The organism is Labilibaculum euxinicum, from assembly GCF_963678175.1.
In the GTDB taxonomy this organism is placed as follows: Bacteria; Bacteroidota; Bacteroidia; order Bacteroidales; family Marinifilaceae; genus Labilibaculum; species Labilibaculum euxinus.
The window spans coordinates 555,453-571,409 of sequence record NZ_OY782756.1 but is presented as its reverse complement, the minus strand read 5'-3'; the positions used below and the strand labels follow the sequence as shown (position 1 = coordinate 571,409).

Here is a 15,957-nt window from a genome sequence, read left to right as displayed (position 1 = left end):
TTTTATATCCTTAAATTGATAAAAAAGTAAATATGAAGCTTGTTTTTGCAACCAATAACCTAAACAAACTAAAAGAACTGCAAAATCTTTTAGGAAAAGAAATAGAACTGTTAAGTTTGGCAGATATTAATTGTAACGATGAGATTCCGGAAGATCATGAAACTCTCGAAGAAAATGCAAGTCAAAAAGCCCGTTATATCTTCAATAAATTTAATGTGAATTGCTTTGCCGATGATACGGGATTGGAAATAGAATCATTAGATAATGAACCTGGTGTTTATTCTGCCCGGTATGCAGGTGAAGAACGGGATGCTAAATCCAACATGAAGAAGGTTCTTGAGAACCTAAAAGGGGTCGAAAATCGAAAATCAAGATTTAGAACGGTAATTTCTTTATTAATTGATGGTAATGAGATTCAGTTTGAAGGTATAGTTGAAGGAAATATCCTTGAAAAAGAACGGGGAATTGATGGTTTTGGTTACGATCCAATTTTTGAACCAATAGGATATGATATTTCATTTGCCGAGATGGATATGACAGAGAAAAACAAAATCAGCCACAGAGGTTTGGCTGTACGTAAACTGGTAGATTATCTGTTGAGCCATAAGAGATAAAGTCTGCTCTTTTAATTAAAAATTTAAAGTATACTTTCTTGCTAATAAAAGTATTGTATGAAGTTGCGAATCCGATATGTTTTCTCTTTTTTACTAGTCATATTTGCTTTGAGTGCTCAAAGCCAGATAAAGATAGGTGAATGGAGGGAACATTTGCCGTATCAAAAGGCAAAAAGACTGCTTGTTGGTGGTGAAAATTTGTATTGTTTAACGGAGTCCGGTTTGTTTTCTTATTCCTTAATCGATAATGAAATAGCAGCTTACAGTAAAACAAAAGGCTTGTCGGAATCGGAAATTTCAGCAATCGCGTGGGTAGAAAGTTCGCAAAGTCTTTTGATTGGATATGAAAGCGGAAATTTGGATCTAATTTTAGATGGAAACATTCATAATATTTCGGCTATCAAAAATTTCAATCTGGTGGAGAACAAGTCCATCAACTCAATGACTGCAAACGGTAATTTTGTCTATTTGGGAACTGATTTTGGAATAGTGGTCATTAATTTGGATAAAATGGAAGTCGCAGACACCTATTTTATTGGTGCAGGAGGTGAAAAGTTAGTTGTTAATGACATCAAAATAAATTCATCTGCAATATGGGCGGCAACCGATCAAGGCATTTTTAAAGCAGATTTGTCTTCTGGTAATTTGGCTGATTTTAATAATTGGCAGCAAGAGCAGGGGATTTCTGAATATCAAAGAAAATGTGAACATCTGCAATTTATTGGTGGAGATGTTATTGTAAGTCGTTTTGTGTCCGAAACAGCAAGTGAGTTGTATCGGTACCGCAATGGCAGTTGGTCTAACTTTTCCGGAAGTCTTGATCGTATTTATTCCATTCGAAATATTAACAATAGCCTATGGGTAATTCAAGCCGGTAAAATTCGGATTTTTAATTCGAACGGGATTGAAAACGAAGTTTTGGAATACTCGGGTATTACTGAAATGCACGATGCTTTGGTTGTTGATGGACGAACGTTTGCTGCTGATTATCAGAAATCATTACAGGAGATAATTGGGAGTCGTGCGAATCAAATTAAACCGGATGGCCCGCTGAGTCGCAATATATCCAATATTTTTTCGGCAGCAGAACAAACGTGGGCAGTGGCCGGAGGTGTAACAGCTTCTTATGATGGTTCCGCAGAGAAAGCTGAACTGTTTTTGTTTAAAAATCAGGAATGGACTAATTATTCAAAAGAAAATACCCCTTCGTTCAGCAACAAGTCTGATTTATTGAGACTCACAAACAATAAAAGAGATCAATCGCTAATTTACGCAGCCAGCTGGGGCGACGGAATATTTGTATTTAAAGACAATGAATATCAAGTCAATTGGAATTTTGAAAATTCGCCTCTTGGCACGAAAGGAATTAGTGGAATGGATTCAGATTCGGATGGCAATCTTTGGATTTTAGATGCCAATTCATCTGCGCCGGTAAAAATTCTTTCACCTGCCGGAGAATGGACTTCATTAAGTTATTCAACCTTGGCCAATCGGGCAGACATGCAAAAGGTCGTGTGTCTTAAGAATGGCGATAAATGGGTTTTAAATTCGCTTGGAAAAGCTCTTTTCGCATTTAATGAGAATGGGACACTTTCCAATACGGATGATGATGCGCTGGCTTCTTTCTTTGTTAGGGATGAAAACAACTCAAGCATAGGTTCGAAGGTTTATGATTTAATTGAAGATGAGAAAGGGGATGTTTGGTTGGGAACTTCAAGCGGAGTGGCTGTTTATTCGAATCCGGGGAATATTTTCAGGACGGGGAACTTTTTTGCTTATCAGCCTATAATTACCATTGATGGTTCCACTCAGTTTTTGTTGGGAACGGAAAGTGTGAATGCAATTGCTTTGAACGGAGCCGATCAAAAATGGTTGGGAACAGCGAATTCCGGCGTTTTCCTGATTTCAGAGAACGGAGATGAACAATTGGTACATTTTACAAATGAAAACAGCCCTTTGCCTTCGAATACAATTCAGAGAATATCGGTAAACCCAGGAACAGGAGAAGTCTTTTTTGTGACTGATAAGGGAATGGTTTCTTATAAAGGTGCAGTGACTGCAGGAACAGAATCGTACAACAATCTCTATGTTTATCCGAATCCTGTTCGGGAAACCTATCACGGAGATGTTGTGGTAAGCGGTTTAATTGCAGAATCGACGGTAAAAATTACCGATATTAGCGGTAATTTGGTGATGGAAGGAAAATCGGGCGGAGGACAGTTCATTTGGGATGGGAAAAACTTCAATGGATCGCGCGTTCATACAGGCGTATATCTTATTTTCTGTTCCAATTCCGATGGATCTAAATCGAAGGTGATTAAATTACTATTCATTCATTAAATTAAATTCTGATGATTCATAAGACCAAAGGAATTGTTCTGAATAAGATTAAGTATGGTGAAACCAGCTTGATTGTTCAGGTGTATACCGAAAAGTTTGGTCGTCAGTCATACATCGTGAAAGGTGGAAGATCCAAAAAATCAAGTATGAAAAGTAATTTGTTTCGTCCGTTTTTTCTTTTGGAAATGGAAGTTTATCATCGTGAAGGAAAGAATATTCAGTCGTTAAAAGAGGTTCGGCTTTGTGAGAATCTAAACAATTTGGTTTTTGATGTTTACAAAAGCACAATGGTTCTGTTTCTTACCGAAGTGTGTTCCAAAGTGCTTCGGGAGGAAGAACAGAATCATGAACTATTTGTATTTCTGTACAATAGTATACGTTACCTTGATCTTACTGAAGAATCTATTGGACGATTTCATTTGTATTTTTTAAGTAAGCTGACCCGTTTCCTTGGTTTTTACCCTCAACTCAATTGGTCGGATCGAAAAGCTTTTTTTGATATGGATAATGGCTTTTTTGTGGAGGAAGACAGGATACATGCACATTGTCTTGAAAAATACTTAAGTCGAAAGCTTTATTCTTTATTTTCTACTTCAATTGATCTTGTTAAATATTTAAAAATGAGTAAAGAAGATGTGAATGTTCTTTTGCGAGCGATTTTGAACTTTTACGCCCTTCAAATCGATGGTTTTAGCAATCTAAAATCCTTATCGGTGCTTCATGAGCTGTTTCAGGAAGAGGAATAATCTGTACCTATTTTTTATTTATTTAAAAGCTTTCTGCAATTGTTTTGTTGATTAGCAAGATTTGAATATTTTTGCATGTCTTTTGGCCCCATAGTTCAAGGGATAGAACAAGTGTTTCCTAAACACTAGATACAGGTTCGAGTCCTGTTGGGGCTACTCCGAATATATTGAGAATAATTCTTAATAATAAGTTAAAGCACTAAGCCTTAAATAGTTGAAAGACTATCTAAGGCTTTTTTTGTGTCTTATCACTGTTTGTATGAAAGTGAGCAATGTGTAAATGAAAGCAAAATATTGTATCTTCGTAAAGTATTAAGAGTTCAAAATGGGTGTCTTTTTACAGAGTGGTACAAATTAGGGTATGCTTTTATGAAACATAAATACAAGATATGAATTTAAATTTTCAAGTACGTAACAATACTATCGTAGCAAGAATTAAGCATTTTAATGTTGAAATTCAGACTAGTACAGGTATTAAGGTGAAAAAGGAGTGTTGGAATATTAATGCACAACAAATCAAAAATATTACCAGTATTGTCAATAGAGTTGATATAAATCGTTATTTATTGGAAAGTAAAGAGCGTTTTCAAAGGTTTTATTTGGAAAATCAGCCCCGAACAAAGGATGAAGTTAGAGAGCTTATTAAAAGAGCTTTATCCAATGAAAAAGCAACCAGAATCGATTTATTGAGTTTTGCTAAGTCGTTTTCTGATCAGCAAAGTAAAAAGATTAATCCTAAAACAGGCAAACCTCTTGCCAAATCGACCCTCAGTAAATTTAGGTTGTTGCATGAACACTTAAGCGAGTTCAAAAATTACTGTGGTAAACCTCTGGATTTTGATAATATAGACCTTGATTTTTATTATAATTTTCTCGCATATCTGAAAGAAAAATATCAGTATAGTCCCAATACATTAGGTAAATATATACAGGCTTTAAAAACCTTGATGAATGAAGCAACAGAACAAGGTTTAACTGATAGTAAAGGTTTTAAAAGCAACCATTTTAAAAGAATTTCGGTTGATGCGGAAAATATTTATTTAACAGATTTGGAAGTTAGGGCTATTCTAGCTGTAAATTTATCTGATAAACCGCATTTAGAGCGTTCAAGAGACATTTTTATCGTTGGTTGTTATACTGGTTTGAGATATCAGGATATAATAAGCTTAAACCGTGGTAGTGTGTCGGGGAATTATATAAATACGGTTCAGGCAAAAACAGGTGATCGGGTTACAATACCAATTTTGCCTCAGGTGCTAAGAATTCTCGAAAAATACGATTATCAGTTTAAGTCCAATGCTAAGATCAATAAACAATTAAAAGAGGTTTGCAAGATTGCTAAAATAGATCAAGTTGTAAGGCAAAAATCCTATGTTAAAGGGGTTTTGGTTGACCAATCCTTTAAAAAATATGAATTAGTCAGTTCACATGCGGCTCGACGCTCTTTTGCAACAAATAGCTATCAAAAAGGAATCCCGACTGCTACTATAATGAAGATAACAGGACACCGGACAGAAAAGAGTTTTTACAAATATATCAAGCTGGATAATAAAGAGCATGCAGATATTTTGCTTAAAGCATGGCAGTCTGAAAGTATTTTAGATATTGCAAAGTAAGATTATTCTTTGCAATGTCTATATAATACGAACTGTTTGATATTTAAATGTCTTTCATTGGGATGTAGTGCCCCTTAACAATAGGGTGCTTTTTGTTAAGAGACTCCGAAACTATGGAGGGGATTGCGTTTTCTAATTCAACATCAATAAGCTTTGATAAAAGGACATTAAGTTCTACGGTGGCAATTGTCACATCTTTTAATGCTTTTTTTAGTAATGTCCCTTTTTCCTCAGTAGTTTTTGTTGTGTTGATAAAAGCTTCTGCTGTATGGATCATTAAATGGCGGAAAAAATCGTTGGCTTTCTCTGATATCCTTTTTATCTCTTTATAGTCTTCTAGAAAAGAAGGATACATAAAACATTCAACATTATCAAATTCATCCGAAGTAACATACGATACAACCTTCTGGTTTATAGCCTCAACAATCTTCCTGCTTTGAAAAAATGCGGATTGCGCCATTGGATAAACAGCTTCATATAAAAAAATAAAATCTTCAGGTTTGGATGACTTTATTCCAAATAGTAGCCAATCAGCCGAAATGTTATATTTCTCTTTAACAGCAAATATAAATTTCTGATTTAAACTATTTCTCCCCATTTCAAGTCCAGCAATATATGAAGCTGATACGCCTAACGAGTTGGCAAATTCAATTTGAGAAACTTTATTCTTATTTCTTATCTCTTTAACCCTTTCAATAATAGATGATTCCATAATAAATAGATGTTTTTAGAAAGTAAAAGCGTGTATCGCACGTTGAAAAACACTTTAAAATACGTATATTTACGGTGTGTTACACATTTAAAATGAAATAATATTAATATAGTTGCTATTTGAAACTATAAACATGTACAAACATACACAAAAACACACACAGATGAAAGCAAAAATTGAAAGTCCGTATATGAATACTGCTGAAACATTGGATTATTTAAGAATATGTCGAAAAACTCTTTACAATTGGATTGGACAAGGTATTGTAACAGTTTATAAAATTGGTAATGCAAACCGTTTTAAACGTTCAGAGCTAGATGACGCTTTACGTCCAGTAAAACCAATTGTGTAAAAATCCCTGCATGTCAATAAAAATGGGATATAAGGAACTAATAACGCAAATAAAAGTGTTACGAATACACAGGTTTTTTCAAGCCTGTTTTTTTTCGAAAATTGCTCAAATGAGTAATGGAAACGCACGTATTTGTGTTACGCATACACCACTATTTTAAGACAATTAACTCACTATTTTTTTTAGCCCTTTACTCCCTTGATTGACGGTATCAACATAGAACTTACGGATTTGGATTTTAACCTTTGGGAAAAACACCCAGAGTTAAAATTTGCCGTACTTGTTGATGAAGACTCAGGCACAAAACTAGGCAGTCGGAAAGCCAGTTACAAAGGTTTGGACTTTATCATCGAACCCAGAGGGAAAGCAAAGATCAAAGGTTCTATCCACAAGTTCTTTAATGATGGAGCTCATAATGCAAACCGCTTTACCTATGATAATTTTCAGGAAGCCGTTAAGCGTTTATCTGAATTCGGGGTTAATCCACAAATGGCACTGTTAAGAGGGTTTGAAATCGGTTTGAATCTGGATACAACTGCCACTAAAATTGATAACAACACCTTTTTAGATAGTATTCTGTATTGTCGTGGTGTTGAGCGTTCCGATATGGAAATCAACGGGAAAGCGGGTTACGGCTATGCTTACAAAAGCACGAATGCAAAATACAAGTTCTACAACAAATCCGAACAATCGACTACCCAAGTACAGCTACTTCGCATTGAAACCAAGTTTACCCGAATGCGGGCGGTTGAAAACTACGGAATGATCAGTTTAGCAGACCTTCTGGACAGAACAAAGCTTGCCAAGCTGATTGCCGATAAGTATTTGAAATTCATTGATGAGACCATCTATTTTGAGTGGGATCAAATCAAAACATCCCGAAGACTTCCAGCCAAATACAAAAGCAAGTTTAAGGACTTACGGAATCCCAATTGGTGGATTAAAGACCAAAGAAGTAACACAAACCGCCAACGAAATAAGGAACAACTTGAAAAGCTGATAAAAACCTACGCAAAACGGGACATTAAAAGCATCCTGAAAGGCTTGGTTTCATTGGAATTATCAGCCTTTACACGCACAAAAAACTGTTACGAATACACCGAATTTGAACCCTTAAAAAAGTGGAACTGCTTAGAAAAAAACGCACAAAAAGATGTTACGGATACACCACGTATTGTACGGTGCGATAATCACGACCAGAGGGAGGGAAAAGAGAAAAAGAAATACTGTTTGACCTGCGGTAAAGAGATAACCCATCAGAAAAGCGATTCCAAGTACTGCAACGATCAAAGAAAATGCAGGGATAAAGCCTACAACCTGAAAGTATCCGAAAAAAGACAAGCCAAACGAAGCCAAAAGGAAAAAGAGATTATCAACCTGATTAAAGATTTAGGAAATGAATTCAACCTGATTAGAACCACCAACCCAAACCGGAAAAAGAGAAAAGGTGTTCCGACTCGAAAAACATCGGTCATCGCAACCATCGGAGGAAAGAAAAGATATTACCACGGTGCTGATGCCCGTTTCTTCCTCAATGAATTTGATAAGAGAACCAAAACCGAATTATTAACCCAATGCCCTGATGATACAAGGCTTGAACATGCACAATGATAAAATGAGTACGAAAAAAGAAAACATCATTATTGATCTGATAGAAGATTCTGTAATCGCTTCCCGAATTTTTGACAACATTGAAAAGATTCTGGATTGTAACGGTCTTATTATAAACAGCTGGTATCCCATCGTGTATTTAATGGGTATTGATCTTGACAAGATTATTACTAAAAATCACCACCTGCAAGATGAATATCTTGAAACATTTGAGATGTACATCAAGAAAGAAAATTCCAACAGGGATACTGCGGTTTTAGTCTATAAAAAGTTTGATGATATGGTCAAAGAACACTTAAAACAGTTTCCATCCTTAAGAGTTTCATAGGTTTAATATTTAAAGTAATAGTTTGTTTAAGAGCAGTAAATTAATAAATAGATAAGTATAGATGGAATATAAAACAATGAACAGAAAAGAGCTTGCAATGGAATTGGAAATTTCCGGATCAACTCTTTGGCGAAGAATGAAAGATTTAGACCCACAATTTAAAGAGCAGATCAAAGGACGTTACGTATTGCTTGAAAACGAAGTAAAATACATTCATGAGCAAATTTCAGGAATGCAAAAATGGCCTACACTATGAGCACTGAAAAAAAAGCAACCTACGTACGTGTTTCAACCGAAGGACAGAACACAGGCAGACAGGAAGAAATCATACAGGGCAAAGCCTACATTGAGAAGATAAGCGGACGAATCCCCTTTGCCGAAAGAAAACAAGGCTCTAAGCTTCTTGCGGATGCCAAAAACAAGGTGATCAATTACGTTGTTGTTGAAGATGTAAACAGGCTTGGCAGAAACACCTTTGATATTCTTGAAACGATCAACACTCTTTTAAAACAAGATTGCACCATTGAGATTGTCAGGCACAATCTGATCAGTAAAACTGACGGAAAAGACAATTTCTTTTTCACTTTAATGACAGGTATTATGGCTTCGCTGGCTGAAATGGATTACATGAGTAACAGAGAAGCCCAGAGACAAGGAATAGCAGTTGCAAAAGCAAAAGGCATTTATCTGCAACATGCCGGAAAAGGAAAAATGAGTGATGAAAAATACAGAGAGCAACATTCCGACATCATTGAACTTTTAAACGATGGGAAGTCAATTCGAAATATCTCAAAATTGGTCAAGAAATCGGTTTCCACAGTTCAGCGGGTAAAAAAGTTCGTAGAGCTTGAAATATAGTATTCATTTAAGGGTGTCGCAATGAATACAGCAAATCAAGGCAAAAAAGATGCTTCCAGTATGAGCCTGACAGGGTACACTCTAAAAAGAATACAAACACGAAAAAAACAGAATTCAGGAATAAGCAAACTGCAAAAGTTAAAAAATGGAATACAGAACAATGAACCGAAAAGAGCTTGCCATGGAATTAGACATTTCCTCTTCAACTCTTTGCAAAAAAATGAAAAAACTTGATCCTGTCTTTTTGGAACACATCAAAGGACATAATCTCTTACTTGAAAACGAAGTCAAATTCATTCATGAAAATGTGGAATGGAGAGCCAAATGGGAAATTGGCATACTTGACAGAAAATAGAATCAGTAAAATAAACCAACAACTAAAAAAGAACCAGAAAATGGAATGTGAAATTTGTGGAAAACCGATTGAAAATAAAAGACCCGATAGTAGATATTGTTCTACTTCTTGTATCAACAAAGCAAAACGGATGCGGGCAAAAGAAAGAGAGCTGGATGAATTTGGTGATTATCCGATTATGGACGTAGACAGCAGGGGAAATCACCAAATGAACCAAAACGCTTCGGCAGAATTAAGAAGCATAGAACGGGAACATTTTAATACCATCCTTAGTTTAAGAACCGAATACGGGGAAAAAATCAGAGCTTTGGAAGACACGAATCTAAAGCATGAATTCACGATTGAAAAGCTAAACGATAAATTAAATGACCAAAAGGAAAAATACACCAGAGATATTGCTGATGCCAGTACCAGCACAACCAAAGATACAGTTCATGCAATTTCTCAGATGCCGGCAATTCAATCCGTATTAGGAGCTTTTGCCAGCAATCTAATTCCAAGTAAAACAAATGCTCTGGGCGGTGTGGCAGATCAATACAATGTTCAGGAAAAACAGATTATTGATGCCATTCGAAGAATGCAACCCGATGCACAGGGCTATCTGGTACAAATGCTCTATGTATTGTTTGCAAAAACACATGAAGAGCAAATAGAAATATTCACCACCCTACAAGCCTACATGATGCAACCAGAGGAAAACGAAGATGTGTAATTGCCTGGTTATTTATATTTGTAATTGAGCCAACTGATATTTTAAACTTCTGGAAATTGAGACCTGAACCATTAAAATATTACTTGGCTTTTTTTATATCCTGCGAAACGGTTAAGCGATCTAGATAAGATCGGGATGAAAACCGGATAAGACCTAGATAAACACCCCTTAAAACCGCTTTATTACAGCTCTATTTGTAGGTTTAATTCTCTGTAATGACCTATTTTACAGGGAAAATAGAAATTTCCACCTAATTAATTTGTTTTGCTATCAGAAAGATCGTTTAAGCAGGATAAACGATCGGGATAGAAGCGGGATAAGTGATCGGGATAGGAACTATAAGATCGGGATAAATAACCCTTAAGAACCCTTTAGAATAGCTCTATTTGTAGGTTTCATTCTCTGTAAGGGCTTATTGTACTAGAGAAATAGAATTTTACACCAAATTAATTTGTTTTGCTATCAGAAAGATCGTTTAAGTAGGATAAACGAGCGGGATAGAAGCTGGATAAGTGATCGAGATAACGACATATTTAAGGTATGATTTATTTGTATTGAAAAGATGACAGGTTTGACAGTATGATTCTTAGTTAAGATTTAATACTTTAGTACAAGTTTAGTTCTCATTACATTGATGACACAAATCTCATTTATACACTTACACATGTAAATTAGCTGTGTAAGTGTATGTTTTAAGATCGATAAAAGAAATATAAATGTACCTACACATTCACAATCGTTGGGCGTCATTCAATACAAGGCAGTGCAAAATTTAAACGAAATGGATAATTGGATTATTAAGATTCTTGGATTATTATTGATTCTTTCATTCTCAGCCTGTTCAGGCTTTGAGCAAAAAATTATTGAAGATATTAAAACTGATTCAACCAGTTACGATATACTAATAAAGACGATTAATAATTGTGATTTATCAAGATTTTCATACAACCAGTATATTAGCAGAGAATATTTTCCAGAAGCATTGAATAAAGCTATAAATAGTACCGTATTAAGTCATAAAGTTGAATATTTGATAACAAGTAAAACGTCTGATTGCGAGCTAATTAATATTGAATTAGTATTAGGCAAACTGCACTTAAGATATGAACCATGTCCAAGACCTGAATTTCCAAAACCAGATTTTTATGAAGAAGTAGGATTAATCGAAAGATGGGGTATAAATAAAAATTGGATGATTTATAAAGACCATGACTTTGTATACTAAAAATACAATGAAGCGATTATCTTGGACATTAGTTTTACCCTTGACTATTGTGTCATTGACTATTTTTACAAAATGGTGGTATGTATTACCAGTTGATGCTCCTGATTCAATGATGTATGGATTTCCTATTCCATATGCTTGTAATGGTTGGCATACTTCATTATCGTATCAGATCTTTATGACTGAATTTCTAGGAAATTTATTAATTCACTTTACATTTTGGTTTATAGTGGTCATGCTGATAAATAGATTCTTAATAAAAATCAGATTGAATAAGATTATCACAATATTTTTGTTAACCATCTCAGGTTTATTTACATCTGGATTGATTCTGATAGCTAGCGATTCGAATAATATATTTAAGGTTAAAAGACAATTCGATATTGAGATTCTAAAAACAGGATATAAATTTGTTTGGGATGGATATTCAAGACCTGAAAATTTTGACTTTGATGCATATGAACGAAATAAAGAAAAAGAACGAACGCCCAACAATGTGTATAATTCATAAGGGTTTCAGAGGTTTTCGAGCGTTATCACCCGCATTAATTTTGGTGGGTAAACTGATAGGTTTGAAGACCGCAATCCCTTACGAAATCATACACTAACCGTTATAGGGTATTTTAAAAAAAGACAAAACAGCATGAAATGAAACTTTACGCAGTTTGTAATAAATGTAAATCCGAGATTTCCTTTTGGACTTGGAATGTAAATCGGACAGATTTTAAAAAGTCAAAAAACGAATGGATTCCATTGACTTGTAAAAAATGCAATCACAAGGAAAAATATCATATCGACACAATTTCTGCAAGTGAAAGTAAAGTTGCGCTGATTGTTGGATTAATTATTTTTCTTGTTGGGACTCCTCTGCTTTTCATTTTTCTATGGGACTATTTTTTCAAAACAAACAACGTTTATACAATATTAGGGCTGGTAACACCATTGATTGTCCCGAGTTTGATTTATGGAATAATTTCAAAGAATGAACTACAAAGAGTTCGCAATTTCAATAGAAGTTAAACTTGCCATGACAAAAAAACAAAAACATATCAGAATCGGATTTTTTGAAAATTTCAAAGGAGAAAATAGCATTTTAATTTCGGTGGACATTCATGGACTTTTAGAACTTGAGAAGGTATTTTTAAAACTCTCCAAAAACCTGACTGACTTCAATTTTGACAGGTTAAAGCTATTAGACAATAAATATAGAATCAACTTGAAAGCTTTCTCCGACAACGAAAATCTTGGATTATTAAAAACAAGTCTTGAGAATTATGAGTGGAGAATAACAAAAGAAAAATGGGGAGAATTTCGAGAAAAACTAACATCAATGTACAGACTTGGCAGTGGTGGACATCATTACTTGGACAGCGATTCAAAAACAAACAATGACCTCCAAGTTATTTTGTCCTGGGACGAATACGATATTGAATTTTGGAACAAAACAAAAAATGAATAAAAAACACCCTATAACACGGTACATATTGCAGGGCGGGGTTCGGTGGTACGCCAACTGCGGATTTTCGTTTCGCAGTTCCGTGTCCTTCGGACAGGAACGCTCTCCGAAATCCGCCCCGACAACATGTACCAACCGTTGTGTGGCATAAAAACAATCCCTGCAAATGGACAAGTCGATACGAAAATATGATATAAAAGAAATTCAAGAGAAACTTGAAAAGCTTAGTAAGCATGACAAAAAAAAGAAAGGGTCAAGATTTGTTTTGTCTGCGTTGAGCAGTATACCATGGGTAGGTGGATTTCTAAGTGCATCTTCAGCACTTCATTCGGAAATTGAGCAGGGTAAGGTTAATGCTTTACAAAAACTGTGGCTTGAAGAACATCAAGAGAAGATTGAATATCTAGCTGAAACTCTTTTCGAGATTGTATCAAGACTTGAAAAGTTTTCTGCAAGTGAGGAAAGATTAGAATCTGAGGGATATTTAACATTAGTTAAAAAAGGATTCAGAGTTTGGGATAAATCTGATACAAACGAGAAAAAAGAGATTATACGAAAATTGCTCACAAATGCAGGTGCTACGGAATTATGTACGGATGATTTGGTTCGATTATTTATCGACTGGATTGATTTATTTCATGAGGCACATTTCGTTGTAATTAAAGAGGTTTATCAAAATCCAGGAATTACACGAGGTCTGATTTGGGATAAAATGAATGACACTCGACCTGCTGAAAATTCGGCACAAGCAGATTTATATAAAATGTTGATTAGAGACTTAAGCACTAGTGGAGTAATAAGGCAATATAAACCTGTAAATATGTATGGACAGTTTGTAAAGCAACCTACCAAAAGAAGAAGTTCTTCATCAACCCATAAATCGGCATTCGATGACCAAGAACCTTATGAATTGACCGAACTTGGAAAACAGTTTGTTCAATACGCACTAAATGAAGTTGTACCAAAGATTGGAACTGATGAATAGCTTTTGGGATAAATATGATAACTTAATTGATGACGCAAAAAATTCCAATAAGCTTGAGTTGGCTGAAAAATTAAGTCAAGTTAAAAGATATGTAAACGGACTGACTGATGGTTGGCACGACTTCATGAATGGATTAAATGAGATTTTAAATTCAGCGGAAAGTCTTGATAAAGATGATAAAAATCGAATTAAAGAGATTATAAAGTTAACGTAAAAAGGATTGAAAAACAGATAATTACGCCACACAACAATGTATATACAAAATAGGCGAAATAGTAGTAAATTCAAGGGTTGTAGCCCGCTTCAACTTCTCAACGGTTTGATAGTTTGAAGCCCGCAATTGCCTACTTTGCATATACTCAACGTCAGACTGTCTAAAAACCTTGATAAGTTGTTGATAAGTTATAATTGCTGTATTTGGCAGGTTTTCAACACTTTGTTATCTTATGGTATGAGATTTATACAAGGACAAGACAGAACACAAACTCATCTTTTTCCCATCTCACTGGATCAGTCAATTGCTAAAGACAATGAAGTTCGCTTGATCGACCTGTTTGTTGACAGCCTTGATTTGAATGACTTTGGTTTTAAAGTTGATTTTGATGAAAACGGACGACCGGCTTACCGTCCATCGGATTTACTCAAACTCTACATTTATGGGTATCTGAACAGAACCCGCTCCTCCCGGGGTTTAGAGAAAGAGTGTGCGAGAAACATAGAAGTTATGTGGTTGCTCAGGTGCTTAAGCCCTGACCACAATACCATCTCCAACTTTAGACGGGACAATCCCAAAGCAATAAAAAAAGTATTCCGGCAAACCGTTCAACTGGCCAAACACTTTAATTTGATTGGAGGAAAATTGCTGGCCGGTGACAGCACCAAACTCAGGGCACAAAACAGCAAGAAAAACAACTTCAATCAAAAAAAGATTGACTGTCATTTAGCTTATATTGAGAACAAGCTTTCGGAGTATGAAAAGGCATTGGCAGAAAGTGACGGCGATAAAAAAAAGATCATCGAAGAAGAAATCAGCAAACAAACTGATCGGAAAAAGGAGTATCAAAATATAGAGAGTCAAATCAAGCAAACAGGTCAGCCTCAAATCTCTACTTCCGATCCTGACAGCCGTCAGATGATTACCCGTAATAACATTACCGAAGTCGCTTATAACATACAAACCACGGTTGATGCAGAAAACAACATCCCCATCGATTACAAAGTAACAAATGCCAACGACAGCAAAGCCATGGGTAATATGCTGCAGCGTGCAAAAACGATTTTACGAAGCAACCAATTCACGGCTCTTTACGATAAAGGTTACCATACCGGTTCAGAATTCGCTGTCGCGGATCGATTGGGTATTGAAACCATAGTAGCCATACCCAGAGTGGCAGCACAAGCACCGAATCCAGAATATAATGTAGACAATTTCGGATACAACAAGCAGGAGGATTATTATACCTGTCCGCAAAACCAACAACTAAGAACTAACGGAAGATGGCACCAGGCCAGAACCTACCAGTTTAAACGCTATACGACCAAAGCCTGTGCAAACTGCAGTGTAAAAGACCAATGCAGCAAGGCAGTCTGTGGAAAGGCAATACAACGCAGCGAATACCAGGATCTCATTGAGGTAAACAAACAACGCGCAGATCAGAATCAAACTTATTACAAACGACGGCAGGCAATAGTCGAACATCCTTACGGAACCATAAAACGACAATGGGGCTTCGATCACATTATGACAAAAAAAGGCATCGCAAGGGCAAGTGCCGATGTGGGCTTACAAATGACCGCCTACAACCTGCGCCGCTTAATCAATATTATTGGCCTGAAAACCCTTATGGAATGGGCAATACAGCAATTATCTTATTTTCTTGAATTAATACTGCTGTTAAAGTTAAGTGTCGCCCAAATAAGAAGCTCAATTCTATTTCCAAATAAAAGCATTTTCAATTTTTATGTATCCCTAAAACCGCTATATTTAACACTTAATTGAGCAGTTTGATGAGTTTTTAGACAGACTGACGTTAGGGCACATTCGCCA

18 protein-coding genes and 1 tRNA gene are annotated in these 15,957 nt (G+C 35.6%); 18 read left to right on the top strand and 1 reads right to left on the bottom strand.

Annotated elements, in window-relative coordinates; translation table 11 throughout:
- Positions 1-32: 32 nt before the first annotated feature.
- From ACY0M5_RS02560 to ACY0M5_RS02540, 5 genes are all read left to right on the top strand, one after another.
- Positions 33-614 (top strand): non-canonical purine NTP diphosphatase, encoded by a 582-nt coding sequence (locus ACY0M5_RS02560; protein WP_461630718.1) that lies wholly within the window; start codon positions 33-35, stop codon positions 612-614.
- Positions 615-671: 57 nt separating this feature from the next.
- Entirely contained in the window at positions 672-2,954 is a 2,283-nt protein-coding gene (gene porZ, locus ACY0M5_RS02555) for a type IX secretion system anionic LPS delivery protein PorZ (protein WP_461630717.1), read from the top strand.
- An 11-nt stretch (positions 2,955-2,965) separates the two neighbouring features.
- Positions 2,966-3,700 (top strand): DNA repair protein RecO, encoded by a 735-nt coding sequence (recO, locus tag ACY0M5_RS02550; RefSeq protein ID WP_461630716.1) that lies wholly within the window; start codon positions 2,966-2,968, stop codon positions 3,698-3,700.
- An 84-nt stretch (positions 3,701-3,784) separates the two neighbouring features.
- Positions 3,785-3,856: transfer RNA gene (locus tag ACY0M5_RS02545), tRNA-Arg, on the top strand.
- A gap of 233 nt (positions 3,857-4,089) precedes the next feature.
- The gene (locus ACY0M5_RS02540; RefSeq protein WP_461630715.1) at positions 4,090-5,316 is read left to right on the top strand and encodes a site-specific integrase; all 1,227 of its coding nucleotides are present in this window, start codon (positions 4,090-4,092) and stop codon (positions 5,314-5,316) included.
- A gap of 43 nt (positions 5,317-5,359) precedes the next feature.
- Here ACY0M5_RS02540 and ACY0M5_RS02535 read toward each other — a convergent pair whose 3' ends face one another.
- Complete coding sequence (locus tag ACY0M5_RS02535; protein WP_461630714.1) at positions 5,360-6,028, bottom strand: helix-turn-helix domain-containing protein; 669 nt, start codon at positions 6,026-6,028, stop codon at positions 5,360-5,362.
- Positions 6,029-6,191: 163 nt separating this feature from the next.
- On the opposite strand from ACY0M5_RS02535, the gene ACY0M5_RS02530 reads away from it, so the two are divergent.
- The 13 genes from ACY0M5_RS02530 to ACY0M5_RS02470 all read left to right on the top strand — a co-directional run bounded on the left by ACY0M5_RS02530 (position 6,192) and on the right by ACY0M5_RS02470 (position 15,909).
- The gene (locus ACY0M5_RS02530; RefSeq protein WP_321319610.1) at positions 6,192-6,380 is read left to right on the top strand and encodes a helix-turn-helix domain-containing protein; all 189 of its coding nucleotides are present in this window, start codon (positions 6,192-6,194) and stop codon (positions 6,378-6,380) included.
- A 231-nt stretch (positions 6,381-6,611) separates the two neighbouring features.
- A complete protein-coding gene (locus ACY0M5_RS02525) occupies positions 6,612-7,991 on the top strand; it encodes a hypothetical protein (protein ID WP_461630713.1) in 1,380 nt (459 codons plus the stop codon).
- A 4-nt stretch (positions 7,992-7,995) separates the two neighbouring features.
- Positions 7,996-8,319, top strand: a complete 324-nt coding sequence (locus ACY0M5_RS02520) for a hypothetical protein (protein WP_461630712.1) — start codon at positions 7,996-7,998, stop codon at positions 8,317-8,319.
- A 61-nt stretch (positions 8,320-8,380) separates the two neighbouring features.
- Positions 8,381-8,575: a hypothetical protein gene (locus ACY0M5_RS02515; protein WP_156197238.1), complete on the top strand. Its 195-nt coding sequence runs from the start codon at positions 8,381-8,383 to the stop codon at positions 8,573-8,575.
- Positions 8,572-9,177, top strand: coding sequence for a recombinase family protein (locus tag ACY0M5_RS02510; protein ID WP_197092866.1), 606 nt, complete (start codon positions 8,572-8,574; stop codon positions 9,175-9,177). The genes ACY0M5_RS02515 and ACY0M5_RS02510 overlap by 4 nt, the downstream gene beginning before the upstream one ends.
- A 145-nt stretch (positions 9,178-9,322) precedes the next feature.
- Entirely contained in the window at positions 9,323-9,532 is a 210-nt protein-coding gene (locus tag ACY0M5_RS02505) for a hypothetical protein (protein WP_461630711.1), read from the top strand.
- A 40-nt stretch (positions 9,533-9,572) separates the two neighbouring features.
- Positions 9,573-10,244, top strand: a complete 672-nt coding sequence (locus ACY0M5_RS02500) for a hypothetical protein (RefSeq protein ID WP_461630710.1) — start codon at positions 9,573-9,575, stop codon at positions 10,242-10,244.
- Between the two features lie 781 nt (positions 10,245-11,025).
- Positions 11,026-11,469: a hypothetical protein gene (locus ACY0M5_RS02495; protein WP_461630709.1), complete on the top strand. Its 444-nt coding sequence runs from the start codon at positions 11,026-11,028 to the stop codon at positions 11,467-11,469.
- Between the two features lie 7 nt (positions 11,470-11,476).
- On the top strand, positions 11,477-11,980 hold the full coding sequence (locus tag ACY0M5_RS02490) for a hypothetical protein (RefSeq protein WP_461630708.1): 504 nt from the start codon (positions 11,477-11,479) through the stop codon (positions 11,978-11,980).
- 471 nt (positions 11,981-12,451) lie between these two features.
- Positions 12,452-12,928 carry a hypothetical protein gene (locus ACY0M5_RS02485; RefSeq protein WP_461630707.1) on the top strand — a complete coding sequence of 159 codons (477 nt, stop codon included), beginning with the start codon at positions 12,452-12,454 and terminating at the stop codon, positions 12,926-12,928.
- A gap of 163 nt (positions 12,929-13,091) precedes the next feature.
- The gene (locus ACY0M5_RS02480; RefSeq protein WP_461630706.1) at positions 13,092-13,910 is read left to right on the top strand and encodes a hypothetical protein; all 819 of its coding nucleotides are present in this window, start codon (positions 13,092-13,094) and stop codon (positions 13,908-13,910) included.
- Positions 13,903-14,124 (top strand): hypothetical protein, encoded by a 222-nt coding sequence (locus ACY0M5_RS02475; protein ID WP_461630705.1) that lies wholly within the window; start codon positions 13,903-13,905, stop codon positions 14,122-14,124. The genes ACY0M5_RS02480 and ACY0M5_RS02475 overlap by 8 nt, the downstream gene beginning before the upstream one ends.
- Before the next feature lie 237 nt (positions 14,125-14,361).
- The gene (locus tag ACY0M5_RS02470) at positions 14,362-15,909 is read left to right on the top strand and encodes an IS1182 family transposase (RefSeq protein WP_461629368.1); all 1,548 of its coding nucleotides are present in this window, start codon (positions 14,362-14,364) and stop codon (positions 15,907-15,909) included.
- Positions 15,910-15,957: the final 48 nt, after the last annotated feature.

What these genes read in the sequence shown, in the direction of transcription:
- ACY0M5_RS02485 (WP_461630707.1), top strand. Translation starts at nt 12,452, where the DNA reads ATGAACTACAAAGAGTTCGCAATTTCAATAGAAGTTAAACTTGCCATG.
- ACY0M5_RS02530 (WP_321319610.1), top strand. Translation starts at nt 6,192, where the DNA reads ATGAAAGCAAAAATTGAAAGTCCGTATATGAATACTGCTGAAACATTG.
- ACY0M5_RS02495 (WP_461630709.1), top strand. Translation starts at nt 11,026, where the DNA reads ATGGATAATTGGATTATTAAGATTCTTGGATTATTATTGATTCTTTCA.
- ACY0M5_RS02475 (WP_461630705.1), top strand. Translation starts at nt 13,903, where the DNA reads ATGAATAGCTTTTGGGATAAATATGATAACTTAATTGATGACGCAAAA.
- ACY0M5_RS02510 (WP_197092866.1), top strand. Translation starts at nt 8,572, where the DNA reads ATGAGCACTGAAAAAAAAGCAACCTACGTACGTGTTTCAACCGAAGGA.
- ACY0M5_RS02515 (WP_156197238.1), top strand. Translation starts at nt 8,381, where the DNA reads ATGGAATATAAAACAATGAACAGAAAAGAGCTTGCAATGGAATTGGAA.
- ACY0M5_RS02490 (WP_461630708.1), top strand. Translation starts at nt 11,477, where the DNA reads ATGAAGCGATTATCTTGGACATTAGTTTTACCCTTGACTATTGTGTCA.
- recO (WP_461630716.1), top strand. Translation starts at nt 2,966, where the DNA reads ATGATTCATAAGACCAAAGGAATTGTTCTGAATAAGATTAAGTATGGT.
- ACY0M5_RS02470 (WP_461629368.1), top strand. Translation starts at nt 14,362, where the DNA reads ATGAGATTTATACAAGGACAAGACAGAACACAAACTCATCTTTTTCCC.
- ACY0M5_RS02520 (WP_461630712.1), top strand. Translation starts at nt 7,996, where the DNA reads ATGAGTACGAAAAAAGAAAACATCATTATTGATCTGATAGAAGATTCT.
- ACY0M5_RS02540 (WP_461630715.1), top strand. Translation starts at nt 4,090, where the DNA reads ATGAATTTAAATTTTCAAGTACGTAACAATACTATCGTAGCAAGAATT.
- porZ (WP_461630717.1), top strand. Translation starts at nt 672, where the DNA reads ATGAAGTTGCGAATCCGATATGTTTTCTCTTTTTTACTAGTCATATTT.
- ACY0M5_RS02500 (WP_461630710.1), top strand. Translation starts at nt 9,573, where the DNA reads ATGGAATGTGAAATTTGTGGAAAACCGATTGAAAATAAAAGACCCGAT.
- ACY0M5_RS02505 (WP_461630711.1), top strand. Translation starts at nt 9,323, where the DNA reads ATGGAATACAGAACAATGAACCGAAAAGAGCTTGCCATGGAATTAGAC.
- ACY0M5_RS02560 (WP_461630718.1), top strand. Translation starts at nt 33, where the DNA reads ATGAAGCTTGTTTTTGCAACCAATAACCTAAACAAACTAAAAGAACTG.
- ACY0M5_RS02535 (WP_461630714.1), bottom strand. Translation starts at nt 6,028, where the DNA reads ATGGAATCATCTATTATTGAAAGGGTTAAAGAGATAAGAAATAAGAAT.
- ACY0M5_RS02480 (WP_461630706.1), top strand. Translation starts at nt 13,092, where the DNA reads ATGGACAAGTCGATACGAAAATATGATATAAAAGAAATTCAAGAGAAA.